We start from the raw sequence: 16,010 nt of genomic DNA, 5'->3' as shown, positions 1-16,010 counted from the left end.
ACAGCACGCGAGTTGCCGAGGCGTCGGCCTTACGGCCGCAGCGCCGGGTCGCGCTCCACGTCGCGCACGTCCAGCTTCTTGTCGAACGTGGCCAGCGGCTTCGCCTGCGCCGCGGTGGCGGCCGGGACACCGGCCCAGTCCAGGATGCGGGCGGTGGCCAGCTCCTTCTGGTCGGCGGTCAGACCGGCGACGTTGGCGCCGTGGTTCATCCCCGGGGCCGTGAAGACGTAACTGTCCTTCGAGCCCTTGCCGACGCCGAACCGCTCGGCGCCCCACGGGTCGTTGGAGCCGTAGACGAAGAGCATGTGGTGGGCGTGGTGCCGCACCCAGGAGTCGACGTCGCGCATCACGTACGGCTGGAACCGCATCGGGATGGCGCGCGGCACGAAGTTGCGCGGCGGCTGGTAGCCGTAGCGCAGGTACTTCTTCTCGATGTACGGGAAGTGGATGGTGGGCGCGCCGAGTTGGGTGCCCGCCTGGTAGTAGTACGGCGTGTAGGGCTCCAGGCCCTGGTCGGTGTAGAAGGAGAACCCGGAGATCGTGTCGACCGAGTTCCAGATCTGGTCGTCGGTCGCGGTCTTCGCGTTCGGCGGGATCAGGCTGTCGTCACCGCAGTTGGCGAGCAGGTTGTACTGCCAGAAGCCCCAGACGTAGTCGAGGACGACGGCCTCGTAGGCGCGGTCGAGGCTGCCGATCGTGCTGAAGGTGTAGCCGTTGTCGGCGGCGTAGGCGGCGTACTTCTTCTCCAGTGAGTCGCGGCGCACCAGTGCCTCGCGCTGGACCGCGTCCAGGCGGTCGCGGCACTCCTTGGTGCCGACCTTGGTGAAGAAGCGGTCGTAGGCCGAATCCTCGTTGTTCACCACGTCGTTGGGGGCGACGTAGGCGACGACGCCGTCCATGTCACGCGGGTAGAAGCGCTCGTAGTAGGTGGCGGTCATGCCGCCCTTGGAGCCGCCGGTGGAGATCCAGTTCCTGCTGTAGACCTTCTTCAGCGCCGTGAAGATGCGGTGCTGGTCGCTGGCGGCCTGCCAGATGTCGAGCTTGGACCAGTCGGCCGGGTCGGGCCGGGACGGGGTGAAGAAGCGGTACTCCATGGAGACCTGGTTGCCGTCCACGATCCGGGCCGGCTCGCTGCGGCTCGGTGTGGTGGAGACGTTGTAGCCGCCGGTGTAGAAGACCGTCGGGCGCGAGACGTCCTTGTGCAGCACGGTGATGCGCTGCTGGAACGTGCCGTTGGACGGGTGGCGGTGGTCGATCGGCTGGGTGTAGTTCAGGACGAAGAACCGGTAGCCGGGGTACGGCTTCTCCTCGATCAGGCTCATGCCCGGTATTGCGAGCAGCCGGTCCTTGATGTCGGTGGTCGCTTTGGTGGTCGTGGCCGTCGGCTCCGCGGCGGTGGCCGCGCCTGCCGTGCTCAGCGTGCCTATGCACACTGTGAGCGCCATCAGCCATCTGAGCGCCTTGCGCATGCACCCTCCCCTGTGAGTCAGATGTGCGTGCGGAGCCTACGGAGCAACTCCGGTGCGCACCAGGGGCCGTGAGGGTTCAGAAGCGCTTCCAGCCGTGGGAGTCGTACGAGCCGCCGCCCACCGATCCCTTGATCCACACCTTGCGGTGGCCGACGTAGCTGCGCACCGGTCCGGCGTGCCGGGTGAACCGTCCCTTGTCGACGACGGGTTCGAAGCCGCGCACCTGAAGGCTGACCATCATGGAGCGCCGGGAGCCGGGGTGCTTGGGGACGGTGATGGCGCAGAGGTAGTTGCCGCTCTTGTAGAGCTTCACGGAGCCGGTGGAGAAGGTGAACGTGCGGACCTTGTGCCCGGCGCAGGACGAGGGCGCCGCCATGGCGTCGGCCGCCGGCCCCGCGACGGCGAGCAGTCCGGAGGCGGTCAGCACGGCGAGAAGCGTCGCGGCCCGCCGCCGTATCGCACCACTGTCCACTGTCGTCCCTCCCGTACCCCGGCGATGAGCGTACTGGTGTACGGACGCACGACATGTGTCGGATGGTTGCACGAGCATCCCCGCGAGCCCCCCGCCGTCTGTCGGGCCATCCCCGCCGACTGTTCCTGCCGCCCCCGTCGCCTACCGGGCCACCCCCACCGGCTCCTCCGACTCGCCCTCCCCGACGAAGGTGCGCCACAACTCGGCGTAGGTGCGGTCCAGTTGCAGCAGTTCCTCGTGGGTGCCGTCCTCCACGACCCGGCCGTGGTCCATGACGACGACGCGGTCCGCGCGGGCGGCGGTGGTGAGGCGGTGGGCCACCACGAGCGTCGTACGGCGGCCGGTGAGACGGTCGGTGGCCTGGTTGACCTGGGCCTCGGTGGCCAGGTCCAGGGCGGCCGTCGCCTCGTCGAGGAGCAGGATGTCCGGATCGACGAGCTCCGCGCGGGCCAGTGCGATCAACTGGCGCTGCCCGGCCGAGAGGTTGCGGCCGCGTTCGGCCACCTCGTGCAGATAGCCGCCGTCGAGCGTGGCGATCATCTCGTGCGCCCCGACGGCACGGGCCGCGGCCTCGACCTCGGCGTCGGTGGCGTCCGGGCGGCCGTAGGCGATGGCGTCACGAACGGTGCCCTGAAAGAGATAGGCCTCCTGGGGGACCACGCCGAGCCGGTGGCGGTAGGAGGTGATGTCCAGCGTCCGCAGGTCCTGGCCGTCGACCGTCACCCGGCCGCCGGTGGGGTCGTAGAAGCGCGCCACCAGCTTGACCAGGGTCGACTTGCCCGCACCGGTCTCGCCGACGAACGCGACCGTCTGCCCGGCCGGGATGCGCAGCTCGATCCCGCTGAGCGCGGCCTCCCCCTCGTCGTCCTTGCCGTACGCGAAGTGCACGTCCTCGAAGGCGACTTCGCCCCGCAGGGAGCGCACCTGTTGCGGCTGCTCGGCGGCCCCGGTGGAGGTCTTCTCGCGCAGCAGCTCCTGGATCCGGCCCAGCGAGACCGTGGCCTGCTGGTAGCCGTCGAAGACCTGGGAGAGCTGCTGGACCGGCGCGAAGAACAGGTCGATGTAGAGCAGGTAGGCGACCAGGGCGCCGGTCGTCAGGGTCGCGTCGTCGATCCGTCCCGCGCCCGCGATCAGCACGGACGCCGCGGCGACGGACGACAGCAGCTGCACGAAGGGGAAGTAGATCGAGATCAGGAACTGTCCGCGGATACGTGCCTGCCGGTAGCTGTCGCTGCGCTCCGCGAACCGCCGCCCGCCGTCGCGCTCGCGCCGGAAGGCCTGCACGATCCGCAGCCCGGACACCGACTCCTGGAGGTCGGCGTTGACCAACGACACCCGCTCACGGGCCAGTTCGTACGCCTTCACACTCGCCCGGCGGAAGAAGAACGTGGCCACGATCAGCGGCGGCAGCGTGGCGAACACGACCAGCGCCAGCTGGACGTCGATCACCAGCAGGGCGGCCATGATGCCGAAGAAGGTGACTACCGAGACGAACGCGGTGACCAGGCCCGTCTGCAGGAACGTGGACAGCGCGTCGACGTCCGTCGTCATCCGGGTCATGATCCGCCCGGTCAACTCCCGCTCGTAGTAGTCCAGTCCGAGCCGCTGCAGCTGGGAGAAGATCTTCAGCCGCAGCGCGTACAGGACCCGCTCGCCCGTCCGCCCGGTCATCCGGGTCTCGCCGCGCTGCGCCGCCCACTGCACCAGCACCGCGACCAGTCCGAGCAGCGAGGCCGACCAGACCGCGCCGAGCGCCGCCCTGGTGACGCCCTGGTCGATGCCGTGCCGGATCAGCACGGGCAGCGCGAGGCCCATGCCCGCGTCCACGGCGACCAGAGCGAGGCTGACCAGCAGGGGCAGGCCGAAACCGTGCAGCAGCCGCTTCAGGCCGTACGACTCCTCCGGCCGCACCGCCCGCGCCTCGTCGATGTCCGGGGTGTCGGTCGCCGGGGGCAGCGCGTCGACCTGGGCGAGGAGTTCGGGCGTGGCCGGCATGCCCGCCAGGGCCGTGTCCCTGGGCTCGCGGTCGCCGGTCCACAGCCGCGGGGTGACCCCGCGCTCGGCGTCGAACTCGGCGTCCAGCTCCGCGCGGACGGAGGTGTCCTCCGGGGGGCAGGCGGGCTGGGCGTGGCCGGGCGAGACACCGCCCAGCTCGTCCGGGTCGGTGAGCAGCCGGCGGTAGAGGGCGGAGCGCTCCTGCAGTTCCTCGTGGGTGCCGATGTCGGCGAGCCGGCCCTTGTCGAGGACGGCGATGCGGTCGGCGAGGCCGAGCGTGGAGCGGCGGTGCGCGATGAGCAGGGTGGTGCGGCCCTGCATGACGTGTTTCAGCGCCTCGTGGATCTCGTGCTCGACGCGGGCGTCCACCGCGGAGGTGGCGTCGTCGAGGACGAGCAGGCGCGGGTCGGCGAGGATCGCGCGGGCGAGCGCGACGCGCTGGCGCTGGCCGCCGGAGAGGGTCAGGCCGTGCTCGCCGACCGTGGTGTCGTAGCCCTCGGGCAGCTCGCGGATGAAGCGGTCGGCCTGGGCGGCGCGGGCGGCCTCCTCGATCTGCTCGTCGCTCGCGTCGGGGCGGCCGTAGGCGATGTTGGCCCGGACCGTGTCGGAGAAGAGGAAGGAGTCCTCGGGAACCAGCCCGATCGCCGCGCGCAGCGAGTCGAGGGTGAGCTCGCGCACGTCGTGGCCGCCGACGAGGACGGCGCCGTGGGTGACGTCGTAGAAGCGCGGCAGGAGGAGCGAGACCGTCGACTTGCCGGAGCCGGAGGAGCCGACGACGGCGAGGGTCTCGCCGGGGCGGATCTCGAAGCTGAGCCCTTCGAGGACCGGCTTGGGCGTGCCGGAGGCGTTGTCGTAGCCGAAGGACACGTCGTCGAACTCGACCGTGGCGGGCGCGTCCGCGGGCAGCGTCTTCGTGCCGTCGGCCATCGACGGCTCGGTGTCGATCAGCTCCAGGACGCGCTCGGTGCCCGCGCGTGCCTGCTGGCCGACGGTGAGCACCACGGCGAGCATGCGGACCGGGCCGACCAGCTGGGCGAGGTAGGAGGAGAAGGCGACGAAGGTGCCGAGGGTGATGTGCCCGCGCACCGCCAGCCAGCCGCCGAGCGCCAGCATGGCGACCTGGCCGAGGGCCGGGACGGCCTGCAGGGCCGGGGTGTACGTGCTGTTGAGACGGATGGTGCGCAGCCGCCCGGCGAAGAGCCTGCGGCCGACCTCGCGCAGCTTCCCGGTCTCCTGGTCCTCCTGCCCGAACCCCTTCACCACGCGTACGCCGCTCACCGCGCCGTCGACGACGCCCGCCACGGCGGCGGCCTGGGCCTGCGCGTACCAGGTGGCGGGGTGCAGCTTGGTGCGGCTGCGCCGGGCGATCCACCCCAGGGCGGGGGCCACGGCGAGCGCGACCAGGGTGAGCGGCAGCGACAGCCAGGCCATGATCACCAGGGAAATCACGAACAGCAGCAGGTTCCCGATGGTCATCGGGAGCATGAAGAGCAGGCCCTGGATCAGCTGGAGGTCGCTGGTGGCCCGGCCGACGACCTGGCCGGTGGACAGCTCGTCCTGGCGGCGGCCGTCGAGCCGGGTGATCGTCTCGAACATCTCGGTCCGCAGGTCGTGCTGGACGTCGAGGGCGAGGCGGCCGCCGTAGTAGCGGCGGATGTAGGCCAGGACGTAGACGAGGACGGCGGCGCCGATCAGGACGCCCGCCCAGGGGGCCATGGCACGGCTGTGGTCGCCGATGACGTCGTCGATGATCACCTTGGTGACCAGCGGGACCAGCGCCATGACGGCCATGCCGGCCAGCGAGGCGCCCAGGGCCAGCACGACGTCCTTGGGGTAGCGCCATGCGTACCCTGCCAGTCGTCGTACCCATCCCCGTTGCATACTCACGCGGGTGCCCTCCGTCAGCAGTCCTGATCTTCCGGAGAGCACCAACGCAGAATGAAGCGGATTTCATCCCTCCGTAACAAACCGCAGGGAGTACGGGTCGCACGCGTACGCGCAGGTGTCAACGCGTACGCGCGGGTGTCAGACGCGTACGCGCAGGTAGTAGAAGCGTGTCGTCTGGGTCGCGCCCTGGTTGTCGTCGCTGACCAGGAGGACCTTCAGACGGCCGTGGTCATGGCCGGTGATCGTCATGCCCTCGATGTTGTCGAGGAGGGGGTTGGGCTGCGGCTGCTTGGCCGTGGCTCCCAGGGAGGGGCAGTCGGCGATGTCGGCCAGCAGCCGCTTCTTGATCACCCGCACCCCGGCCTGGCCCGTGAGGTTCTCGATGCCGCTGGTGTCCGTCGCCCGGCGCGGGTCGGCCAGATAGAGGCGGACCGTGTTGCCGACGCCCGCGGTGAAGCCGCGCTCCAGGACCAGGAGGCGGCCGTCGGGGGTGGCCTGCACCTCGGGGACGCCGAGGCCGGCGTCGATGCGGTACGCGTACTGCGCGCCGAGCCGGAAGTGGTTGCCCCTGGTCCGGGTCCAGGTCTGGAAGCGGACGAGGTCCGTGGAGTCGCCGGAGATCGCGTTCTCCATGGACGCGAGGAGGGTGCGGCCGCCCGGCAGGAGGGTCAGGCCCTCGAAGGTCTGGTTGGACGTGGCGCGCCCGGCGGGGGCGACGAGCAGCGAGGAGGGGACCGGGAGACGGTCGAGGATTGTGCCGTCACGGGAGTAGCGGCGGATCGACGGCTCGGTCTCCGAGGTGATCAGCCGGGTGCCGTCCCGGTCGACGACCAGGCCCTCGCTGTCGAGCGCGGCGCCCTTCTCGTCGGCGAGCTGGACGACACGCTTCGGCCGCAGCGTCCTCGCGTCGAGGTCGAAGAGCGAGGAGCGGTCCTCCAGGGCGGCGAGCGAGCCGTCCCGGTCCACGGCCAGCGCGGAGAAGTTGCCGACGAACGTGCCCTCGTACGTCGTCTTGTCGAGCGCGTCGGAGAAGCGGTCGATGGAGACGGACGGCGAACAGGCGTGGTCCGTCGCGGGGACGGCCGCGGCGGAGATGGCGGTGTTGGCCGTGGCGGGGGCGGCGGCGGTCATGGCGGTGGCCGCCGCCAGGGCCGCGGTGGCGGTGGCGATTACGGTTCTCAGGCGCATGGGCGCCACCGTAGGACGAGTCGGTGACGGGCGGGAGACCCGCTCATGAAGGGTCAGCTGGCCGCCAGGTCCTTGTGGATGGCCTTCGCGACGCCCTGGATGGTGTTGATGCCGTAGGTCATGTCGCTGTTGCCCCAGGTGAGCACGGTCATCATGTAGTCGTGGCCGCCGCCGGTGAAGGTGCCGACGCTGTGCACCCGCCAGCCGTGCGTGGAGCGCTGCAGCCAGCCGTTCTTGACGTGCCAGGTGACCCCGGACGGACGGCCGTAGGGCGTGCCCCAGCGCTGCGATGAGATGACCTGGCCCATCAACTTCAGCATGTACGCACGGGAGTTGTCGCTCAGCACCGAGTTCTTCGCGGTGACCAGCTTGAGCAGCTTCTGCTCGTCGGTGACGTTGATCTGGGTCAGGCCCCAGTAGCCGTTCGCGCCCGGCACGGTCTTCGTCATCTTGGCCGCGGCCAGGAAGCCCTTGATCTTCGTCATGCCCAGCTGCTTCCACAGCTTGGTGGTCGCGTCGTTGTCCGACTTGGTGATCATGGACTTGGTGAGCGACGCCTCGGTGTTCGTCAGATACCGGTTGTGCTTCTTCGCGTCCCACAACAGCGTCGCGAGGACAGTGACCTTGACGACGCTCGCGGAGTCGTACGAACTCGTCGCGCGCAGCGAGCAGGTGGTGTTGGTGGAGCGGTCGTAGAGGCCGACCGCGACGGTGCCCTTGCGGTTGGTCAGGGCGGCGCCGATGTCCTTCTTCAGCTTGGTGGCCAGGCCCGCCTTCGCGGATGTGCAGCTGACGGTGGGGGTCGTGGCGGCAGCCGCGGGTGCGATGGCGGCCACGCCCGGTATGAGGACGCCGAGGCCGATGGCGAGCGCTCTGGCGCGTCCGGTGAATCTCCGGTGAGTCATGCCGTGTTGACGCACGAGTCGGCATGAATGGTTGTACGTCCCGCCCCACCCGCACCCTCCGCGTATTCACAGGCGGGAGCCAGGTTCCCCACAGCGCGCACTCACTCCCCCTCTGCACGATTCCCGGGTGACATCTGCCACCGATCCACTCCCCCACGCCCAGGCCGTGTCAGCCGACTGGCCACCACCCACCGCACCGGCGGCGCCCCCGGACAAGGCCCCGCGCTGGTCGCTGCCCGCCCTGATCGCGATCCTGGTCCTGGCGCTGGTGCTGTACGCCTGGAACCTGTCGGGCAGCAGCCTCAACAGCTTCTACAGCTCGGCCGTCTACAGCGGCACCCAGAGCTGGAAGGCGTGGTTCTTCGGCTCGCTCGACGCCGGGAACTTCATCACCGTCGACAAGCCGCCGTTCGCGCTCATGGTGATGGGCCTGTCCTGCCGCGTGTTCGGCTTCGGCACCTGGCAGATGATGGCCCCCGAGATCGGGGCCGCGCTCGGCACGATCTGGATTCTGCACGCGTCCGTGAAGCGGTACTTCGGGCCTGCGGCGGCCGCGATCGCCGCCCTGGTGCTCGCGCTGACGCCGATCACGGTCGCCATCGACCGCGACAACAACCCCGACACGATCCTCGTCCTGCTGATGACCGGCGGCGCGGCCCTCGCCCTGCGCGCCGTGCGCACCGACCGGCTGCTGCCGCTCATCGGCTCCGCCGTCTGCTTCGGGCTCGCCTTCAACACCAAGATGCTCCAGGGCTACATCGCCCTGCCGGCCGTCTTCGCCGTGTACGTCTACGCCTCGAAGCAGAGTTGGCGGAAGAAGGCCGCGCATCTGTCGCTCGCGGCGGTGGCGCTGGCCGTCTCCAGCTTCTGGTGGGCGACGGCGGTCTCCCTCGTCCCCGCCGACGACCGCCCGTACATCGGCGGCTCGACCGACGGCTCCGCCTGGAACCTGATCACGGGCTACAACGGCCTGGGGCGGGTCTTCGGCGGCGAGGGCAACGGCGGGGGTGGCGGGGGCGCCGGTGGCGGTGGCTTCGGCGGCGGGGGCGGGGGCGGGGGCGGGGGCGGGGGCACCTTCGCCGGGACCGCGGGCCTCGGCCGGATGTTCAACGACGTCCTCGGCGGCCAGATCTCCTGGCTGATCCCCTTCGCGTGCATCGCGCTCGTCGCCGGTCTGGTGCTCTGCGGCCGCGCCCCGCGCACCGACCCCACGCGCGCCGCGCTGCTGCTGTGGGGCGGCTGGCTCGTACTGCACTACCTGACCTTCGCGATGGCCGAGGGCACGATGCACCCGTACTACACGACCGCCCTCGCCCCGGGCATCGCGGCACTCACCGGTGGCGGCGGCCTACTGCTCTGGCGCGCCTTCCGCAGCGGTGACCCGCGCTGGTCATGGGTGCTGCCCGCCGGGCTCGCGGTCACCGGGATCTGGGCGATCGTCCTGCTGCGCCGGGCCACCGGCTGGCACACCTGGCTGTGGCCGACCGTCGGCGTCGTCATGGCCCTCGCGATCGTCGGCCTGTACGTCCACCGGAAGGGCAACCGCGTGCGCCTGCTGGCCACTTCCGTCGCCGCGGCGATCGTGGCGGCCCTCGCGGGCCCGACGGCGTACGCCGCCTCACCCGCCTTCGACTCCTCCGCCGGCGGCATGATGGGCGGCTCGAACCCTACGGCGGGCCCGTCGACGGGCGGAATGGGCGGTCCCGGGGGCGGATTCGGGGGCGGGGAGGCGCCGGGCGGTGCTCAGCAGGGTGGCGAGTTGCGGGGCGGCGGCGGGTTCCCGCGGGGCGGGGGTGCACCGAGCGGTGCACCTGGCGGTGCGGCGAACGGGCAGGGCGGCCAGGGCGGCCAACAGGGCGGTACGAAAGGCGAGTTGCCGCGCGGCGGTGACGCCCGCGCCGGAGGACGCGCCGGTATGGCAGGAGGCATGGGCGGCCGCGGCATGGAAGGTGCCGACAGCGGGCTCATCTCCTACCTCAAGAAGCACCGGGACGGCGCCACCTGGCTCCTCGCGGTCTCCAACTCCCAGAGCGCGGGCCAGATCGAGCTGACCGCCAAGGCCCCCGTCATCTCCATGTTCGGCTTCACCGGCTCCGACAAGGCGATGACCGTCGCCAAGCTCAAGGAACTCGTGAAGAAGGGCGAGTTGCACTACGTCCAGACCGGCGGCGGCATGGGCGGCGGTCCCGGCGGCGGCAACAGTGTCAGCACCGCGGTGACGAACTGGGTGAAGAAGCACGGCACGGCCGTGAAGGAGAGCGCCTACAGCACGGGCTCCTCGTCCTCGTCGTCATCTTCGTCCTCCGTGTCCCTGTACCGACTGGACCCCTCCGACGTCGACTGACGGACCCCCTCGTCATCCTCAGGGACGGACAGGCGGGCGCCTCTGCTGCGGGCGATGCGGTGCACGTCGTAGAGGGACTCGGTCAATCGGGCTGCCAGGAAACGGAGTTGGGGCGCGGTGGCCTTGGCGTCATCGAGCAGGTCGGTGGCGTGGTCGAGCAGGTCGGCGGCCATACCGAGTTGGACGGATTCGACGTTGTCGGCAATGCGGGAGAGCGGACCGGTGCCGGAGGGGTCGGTGACGAGATAGCACGGCTTGCCGTCGGCGTTGGACCAGGGGAGGAGACGGGGGCGGGTGACTGAGGCGGCAGCGAGGGCGTACAACACGTTTTCAACTCCTTGAAGTCCAAGGCGGGCCGACCTGCGAGGAAATCGCTGTGTAGCGATCCGCACACAGAGTGAGACGGGCCGGGCTAGGCTCGCCAGTGGGTCGGAGGTGACAACGCATCTGTCACATGGGAGTTGACGTTGAGCAACATCTATGGGGAGTGGTTGAAGGCGCAGCGCGAGGCGGCCGGCCTGACACAGCAGGAGTTGGCGACAGCCGCCGTGATGACGCGTTCGCACATCTCGCACATCGAGGCGGGGCGTCGCATCCCGTCCAAAGAGGACGCGCGACGCCTCGACAGGGCGCTGAACACGGGCGATGTGCTGAGCAGTTTTCTGCCGGATGACGACAGCGCCGTGGCGAAGCACTTCGAAGCGGCCCACGCACTCGAACAACAAGCCATTGAGATCCGGGAGTTCGCCCTCTCCTTCGTGCCAGGCATCCTCCAGACAGAAGGGTACGCACGTGCGGTTCTGAGTCCCTCCTACCCTCCTCTGGGTGAAGAGGAATGTGACAGGCTCGTTGTCACACGGCTTGAGCGGGCAAAGATCCTTGAGGACCCCGTGTCACCAGTAGTGTGGGCCCTTCTGGACCAGAGCGTCCTGGACCGGCCGATCGGCGGCCCAGAGATCATGGCCGAGCAGATCACACGCATCGTCAGGCTGGCGGAGTCAAGACGGGTTCGCGTGCACGTACTGCCGCGGTCATTGGGGTTCCACCCCTTGCTGGAGAGCATGCTGACGCTGATGTGGTTCGACGATCAGCCGCCGGTGGCGTACACCGAGGGAGTGCGCATGGGGAAGGTGCACGACTCCCCGGCCATGGTTCAGGAACTGCAAGGCCGTTACGATCTCGCACTGAGCGACGCTCTGCCACTCAAGGAGTCACTGGCCCTGCTGAGGGCGACAGCAAAGGATTACGGACGTCATGGCTGAACCGATCATCGCGAACGCTGCCGCACTGACCGGCTGGCGGAAGTCCTCGTACAGCGGCAGCGAGGGCGGCAGCTGCCTGGAGGTCCTGGACACCCACCTCGCGGGCGTCCCTGTTCGTGACTCCAAAATCCCCGAAGGGCCCGCACTGGTCTTCTCGTCGGCTGGGTGGGCGTCGTTCGTCGCAGGGGTCAAGAACGGAGACCTCGTCGGTCGGTGATCAGTCCGAGTCCAGGTGGGTCGGCGCGAACATCCGCAGTACCGCCGGGAGTACGACCACCGAGGGCCCCGGTGCCGCCAGCGCTTTCGCCAGGTCGTCCGCGAGGGCCGAAGGGGTCGTACGAACCCCGGGGACCCCGAACGACTCCGCGAGCGCCACGAAGTCCGGGCGGGTCAGTTCTGTTGCCGTCGGCTGGCCGAACGCGTCGGTCATGTACTCGCGCAGGATGCCGTAGCCGCCGTCGTCGACGATGAGCCAGGTGACATTCAGGTCGTACTGGCGGGCCGTCGCCAGTTCGGCGATGGAGTACAGGGCGCCGCCGTCGCCGGACACCGCGAGGACCGGGCGGGTCGGGTCGGCCGCCGCCGCGCCGAGTGCCGCCGGGAAGCCGTAGCCGAGGCCGCCGGCGCCCTGGGCCGAGTGCATGGTGTTGGGGGACTTCGCGTCGAAGGCGGACCAGGCCCAGTAGGCGAGGATCGTCATGTCCCAGAAGGACGGGGAACCGGCCGGCAGCGCGCGCCGGACGGATGCCAACACGTCCTGTTCCAGGGTGAGTTCCTGGGCGGCGATCCGGTCGGCGACCTTCGCGAGAAGGGCTCGTACGCGCTCGGGAGCGGCGGGGTCCGCGCGCTCGGAGACCGTCTCCAACAGTGCCTGGAGGGCCAGGCGGGCGTCCGCGTGGATGCCCAGTGCCGGGTGGTTGGACTCCAGCTTGCCGAGGTCCGCCTCGATCTGGATCACCCGGCCGCGCGGCTTGAACGTGTGGTAGTTCGAGGAGAGTTCACCCAGGCCCGAGCCGACCACCAGCAGCACGTCCGCGTCCTCCAGGAGGTCGGTCGTGTGGCGGTCCTCCAGCCAGGACTGCAGCGAGAGGGGATGCGTCCACGGGAACGCCCCCTTCCCGCCGAAGGTCGTGACGACCGGCGCCTGCAGACGCTCGGCGAGCTGCCGCAGCTTGCCCGAGGCGTCCGCCCGTACCACTCCCCCGCCCGCGATGATCGCGGGCCGCTCGGCTCGCGAGAGCAAGTCCGCGGCCACGGCGGTGAGTTCGGGGCGCGGCGGCAGCTCGTCCGGGGAGGCGTCGACCGCCGTCACCACCGGCAGCCGCGTCTGCGCCAGCAGCACGTCCTGCGGGATCTCCACCCACACCGGGCCGTGCGGGGCGGTCAGGGCCGACTTCCAGGCCTCGGCGATCGCGGAGGGGATCTGGGACTGGGTACGGACCGTGTGGACGGACTTCACCACGCCCCTGAACGAGGCGGCCTGATCCGGGAGTTCGTGCAGATATCCGTGGCGGCCGCCGCCCAGTCCGCGCGTCGGGACCTGGCTGCTGATCGCGAGGACGGGCGCGGAGGCGGCGCGCGCCTCCTGCAGGGCCGCGAGCGAGGTGAGCGCGCCCGGGCCCGTGGACAGCAGCAGCGGCGCCGCCTCGCCGGTGATCCGGCCGTAGGCGTCGGCCGCGAACCCGGCGTTGTTCTCCACCCGCAGGCCCACGTACCGCAGGTCCGAGCGGCGCAGTGCGTCGAACATGCCGAGGGCGTGCTGGCCGGGCAGCCCGAACACGGTGGTCGCGCCGAGCCCGGCCAGCGTCTCCACGACCAGGTCTCCGCCGTTGCGGCCGGCCGGCGGGTTCAGCGCGGCCTCGGTCTGTGCGGCGGTCGGGCGGAGTTCCAGGTCGTGGTCGTGCGTCACTTCGCGCGGGCCTCTGCAATCTGGCGGGACATGATCGTGGTCAGTTCGTAGGCGGTGTGCGAGGCCGCAACCGAGGTGATCTCGGCGTGGTCGTACGCCGGCGCCACCTCGACGACGTCCGCCGACACCAGGTTGCAGGATGCCAGGCCGCGCAGGATCTCAAGCAGTTCGCGGGAGGTCATGCCGCCGGCCTCGGGGGTGCCGGTGCCGGGCGCGTGGGCCGGGTCCAGGCAGTCGATGTCGATGGAGATGTACAGCGGGCGGTCGCCGACGCGCTGCCGCAGCTGATCGGCGATCTCGTCCACGCCGCGCCGCATCACGTCCGCCGACGTCACGATGCCGAAGCCCATCTTCTCGTCGTCGGTGAGGTCCTGCTTGCCGTAGAGCGGGCCGCGGGTGCCGACGTGCGAGAGGGCGGAGGTGTCGAGGATGCCCTCCTCGACCGCCCGGCGGAACGGCGTGCCGTGCGTGTACTCGGCGCCGAAGTAGGTGTCCCAGGTGTCGAGGTGGGCATCGAAGTGGAGCAGGGCCACGGGGCCGTGCTTCTTCGCGACCGAGCGCAGGAGCGGCAGCGCGATGGTGTGGTCGCCGCCCAGGGTCATCAACCGGGCGCCGGTGCCGAGCAGTTGGTCCGCCGCGGCCTCGATCGTGTCGACGGCCTCGTTGATGTTGAACGGGTTCACGGCGATGTCGCCGCCGTCCGCGACCTGCGCGAGGGCGAAGGGGGAGGCGTCCTGCGCCGGGTTGTAGGGGCGCAGCAGCCGGGACGCCTCGCGGATCGCGTTGCCGCCGAAGCGGGCGCCCGGCCGGTAGGAGACGCCCGAGTCGAACGGCACGCCCACGACGGCGACATCGGCGCTGCCGACCTCGTCGAGGCGGGGCAGCCGGGCGAAGGTCGCGGGTCCGGCGTACCGCGGGACGCGGGAGGAGTCGACGGGGCCGCGGGGCGTCTCGTTGCTGCTCATGGTCGTATTCCTTCTTTCGTGTTTTCCGTTCGGTTCATCCGTCCGGTTCATCGGGATGCCGGAACCGGCTGGGGAACCTCGCGCCCGGCGAGCCGTTCCCGCCAGGCGTCGAGTACCGCGGTGTCGGTCGCCGGGGTCGCCAGGGATACGGCGACGTAGGCGATCAGGGAGGACAGGAGGCCGTAGTAGACGGGTTCATTGGCCAGGATGCCGTACCCCGCCATGAGGCCGATGACGGCGAGGCCGCCGACGGCCACGGAGGCCAGGGCGCCCTGCGCGGTGCCGCGCTTCCACAGCAGTCCGCCGAGGATGGGGACGAGGAGTCCGCCGACGAGGAGGTTGTAGGCGACGGTGAGGGCCTCGACGACGTTGTTGAGGGCGATCGCCGTACCGATCACGCCGACACCCATGATGAGGATGAAGACGCGGTTGCCGCGCACCTCGTCGTGGTCGCCGCCACCGTCGCCGTCGCCCGTGACGGTGCGGCCCCGCAGTCGCGACCAGATGTCGTTGTTGGCGACGGTCGCGCAGGCGATGAGTGCGCCGGAGGAGGTCGACATCACGGCGGCCAGGGCGGCGGCGAGCACCAACCCTCTTACTCCGACGGGGAGTTCGTCCTTGACGATGGTGGCGAAGGCGTCGTCCGCGCTGCCGAGCTTGGGGTACAGCACCTTGGCGGCCGTGCCGATGACGGCGCCGGCGAGAGCGTAGACGAGGCAGTAGGTGCCGGCGACCGTGCCGCCCCACTTGGCGGTCCGGTCGCTCCCGGCGGTGAAGACGCGCTGCCAGATGTCCTGCCCGATGAGCATGCCGAAGGTGTAGATCAGGACGTAGGTGAAGATCGTCTCGCCGCCGATGCCCAGCGGGTCGAAGTACGAGGTCGGCAGCTTGGCCCTCATCTCGCCGAAGCCGCCCGCCTTGACGACCGCGATGGGCAGCAGCAGGAGCAGGACTCCGATGGTCTTCACCACGAACTGCACCATGTCGGTGAGGGTGATCGACCACATGCCGCCGAGCGTGGAGTACGCGACGACGATCGAGCCGCCGAGGATGATCGCGACGGTCCGGTTCATGTCGAAGAGGACGTCGAAGATCGTGGCGTACGCGATGGTCGAGGTGACCGCGAGCATCAGCGTGTACGCCCACATGACGACACCGGAGATGACGCCCGCGCGGCCGCCGTAGCGCAGGTCCAGCATCTCGGAGACGGTGTAGACCTTCAGGCGCGCGATGCGGGCCGAGAAGAAGACCGACAGGGCCAGCAGGCCGAGGCCGATGGTGAAGACCATCCAGGCGCCGGAAAGGCCGTACTGGTAGCCGAGGCCGACGCCTCCGATGGTGGACGCGCCGCCGAGGACGATCGCGGCCATGGTGCCGGAGTACATGGCGGGTCCCAGCCGTCGTCCGGCAACCAGGAAGTCGCTCTTCGACCTGGCGCGGCGCATGCCCCACCAGCCCATGGCCAGCATGCCGGCCAGGTAGATGACGATGACGGTGTAGTCGACGGCCACGGGGCCTCCTTCGCTCGGTCTCGCCGGCGGGTGATGAGCACCGACACTAGGTGGCCGGAAAGCGACTGCGAAGTGTACGTTTCATCCATTCGAGCCCTGCCGC

The 16,010-nt window shown here is 70.2% G+C and carries 12 protein-coding genes; 3 read left to right on the top strand and 9 right to left on the bottom strand.

What is annotated here, in order from left to right:
• Positions 1–29 precede the first annotated feature (29 nt).
• From JYK17_RS20430 to JYK17_RS20410, 5 genes are all read right to left on the bottom strand, one after another.
• Complete coding sequence (locus JYK17_RS20430; protein ID WP_222810944.1) at positions 30–1,469, bottom strand: S28 family serine protease; 1,440 nt, start codon at positions 1,467–1,469, stop codon at positions 30–32.
• Positions 1,470–1,545: 76 nt separating this feature from the next.
• A complete protein-coding gene (locus JYK17_RS20425) occupies positions 1,546–1,941 on the bottom strand; it encodes a hypothetical protein (protein WP_128802846.1) in 396 nt (131 codons plus the stop codon).
• Positions 1,942–2,082: 141 nt separating this feature from the next.
• Positions 2,083–5,823, bottom strand: a complete 3,741-nt coding sequence (locus JYK17_RS20420) for an ABC transporter ATP-binding protein (RefSeq protein ID WP_222810943.1) — start codon at positions 5,821–5,823, stop codon at positions 2,083–2,085.
• A 138-nt stretch (positions 5,824–5,961) separates the two neighbouring features.
• Entirely contained in the window at positions 5,962–7,011 is a 1,050-nt protein-coding gene (locus JYK17_RS20415; RefSeq protein ID WP_222810942.1) for an esterase-like activity of phytase family protein, read from the bottom strand.
• 53 nt (positions 7,012–7,064) lie between these two features.
• Positions 7,065–7,916, bottom strand: coding sequence for a serine hydrolase (locus JYK17_RS20410; protein WP_108012971.1), 852 nt, complete (start codon positions 7,914–7,916; stop codon positions 7,065–7,067).
• Between the two features lie 127 nt (positions 7,917–8,043).
• Here JYK17_RS20410 and JYK17_RS20405 point away from each other — a divergent pair, with 127 nt between their 5' ends.
• Positions 8,044–10,260, top strand: coding sequence for an ArnT family glycosyltransferase (locus tag JYK17_RS20405; protein WP_222810941.1), 2,217 nt, complete (start codon positions 8,044–8,046; stop codon positions 10,258–10,260).
• On the opposite strand, the gene JYK17_RS20400 is transcribed toward JYK17_RS20405, so the two are convergent.
• Positions 10,179–10,586, bottom strand: coding sequence for a hypothetical protein (locus tag JYK17_RS20400; RefSeq protein ID WP_372465190.1), 408 nt, complete (start codon positions 10,584–10,586; stop codon positions 10,179–10,181). The two genes, JYK17_RS20405 and JYK17_RS20400, sit on opposite strands and share 82 nt — an antisense overlap.
• 141 nt (positions 10,587–10,727) lie before the next feature.
• Here JYK17_RS20400 and JYK17_RS20395 point away from each other — a divergent pair, with 141 nt between their 5' ends.
• Together JYK17_RS20395 and JYK17_RS20390 are read left to right on the top strand one after the other, a co-directional pair.
• On the top strand, positions 10,728–11,522 hold the full coding sequence (locus JYK17_RS20395) for a helix-turn-helix domain-containing protein (protein WP_128802841.1): 795 nt from the start codon (positions 10,728–10,730) through the stop codon (positions 11,520–11,522).
• On the top strand, positions 11,515–11,739 hold the full coding sequence (locus JYK17_RS20390) for a DUF397 domain-containing protein (protein WP_128802840.1): 225 nt from the start codon (positions 11,515–11,517) through the stop codon (positions 11,737–11,739). The genes JYK17_RS20395 and JYK17_RS20390 overlap by 8 nt, the downstream gene beginning before the upstream one ends.
• Here the strand turns inward: JYK17_RS20390 and JYK17_RS20385 are convergent, their stop codons facing one another.
• The 3 genes from JYK17_RS20385 to JYK17_RS20375 are packed head-to-tail and all read right to left on the bottom strand — an operon-like array spanning position 11,740 to position 15,907.
• On the bottom strand, positions 11,740–13,431 hold the full coding sequence (locus tag JYK17_RS20385; protein WP_222810940.1) for a thiamine pyrophosphate-binding protein: 1,692 nt from the start codon (positions 13,429–13,431) through the stop codon (positions 11,740–11,742).
• Entirely contained in the window at positions 13,428–14,396 is a 969-nt protein-coding gene (speB, locus tag JYK17_RS20380; RefSeq protein WP_108012975.1) for an agmatinase, read from the bottom strand. The genes JYK17_RS20385 and speB overlap by 4 nt, the downstream gene beginning before the upstream one ends.
• 47 nt (positions 14,397–14,443) lie before the next feature.
• The gene (locus JYK17_RS20375; RefSeq protein ID WP_108012976.1) at positions 14,444–15,907 is read right to left on the bottom strand and encodes a sodium:solute symporter family protein; all 1,464 of its coding nucleotides are present in this window, start codon (positions 15,905–15,907) and stop codon (positions 14,444–14,446) included.
• Positions 15,908–16,010: the final 103 nt, after the last annotated feature.

Source organism: Streptomyces plumbidurans (assembly GCF_019857225.1).
Lineage (GTDB): Bacteria > Actinomycetota > Actinomycetes > Streptomycetales > Streptomycetaceae > Streptomyces > Streptomyces plumbidurans.
Note: the sequence above shows the minus strand (reverse complement) of the source record. Positions and strands in the feature narration are given on the sequence as shown.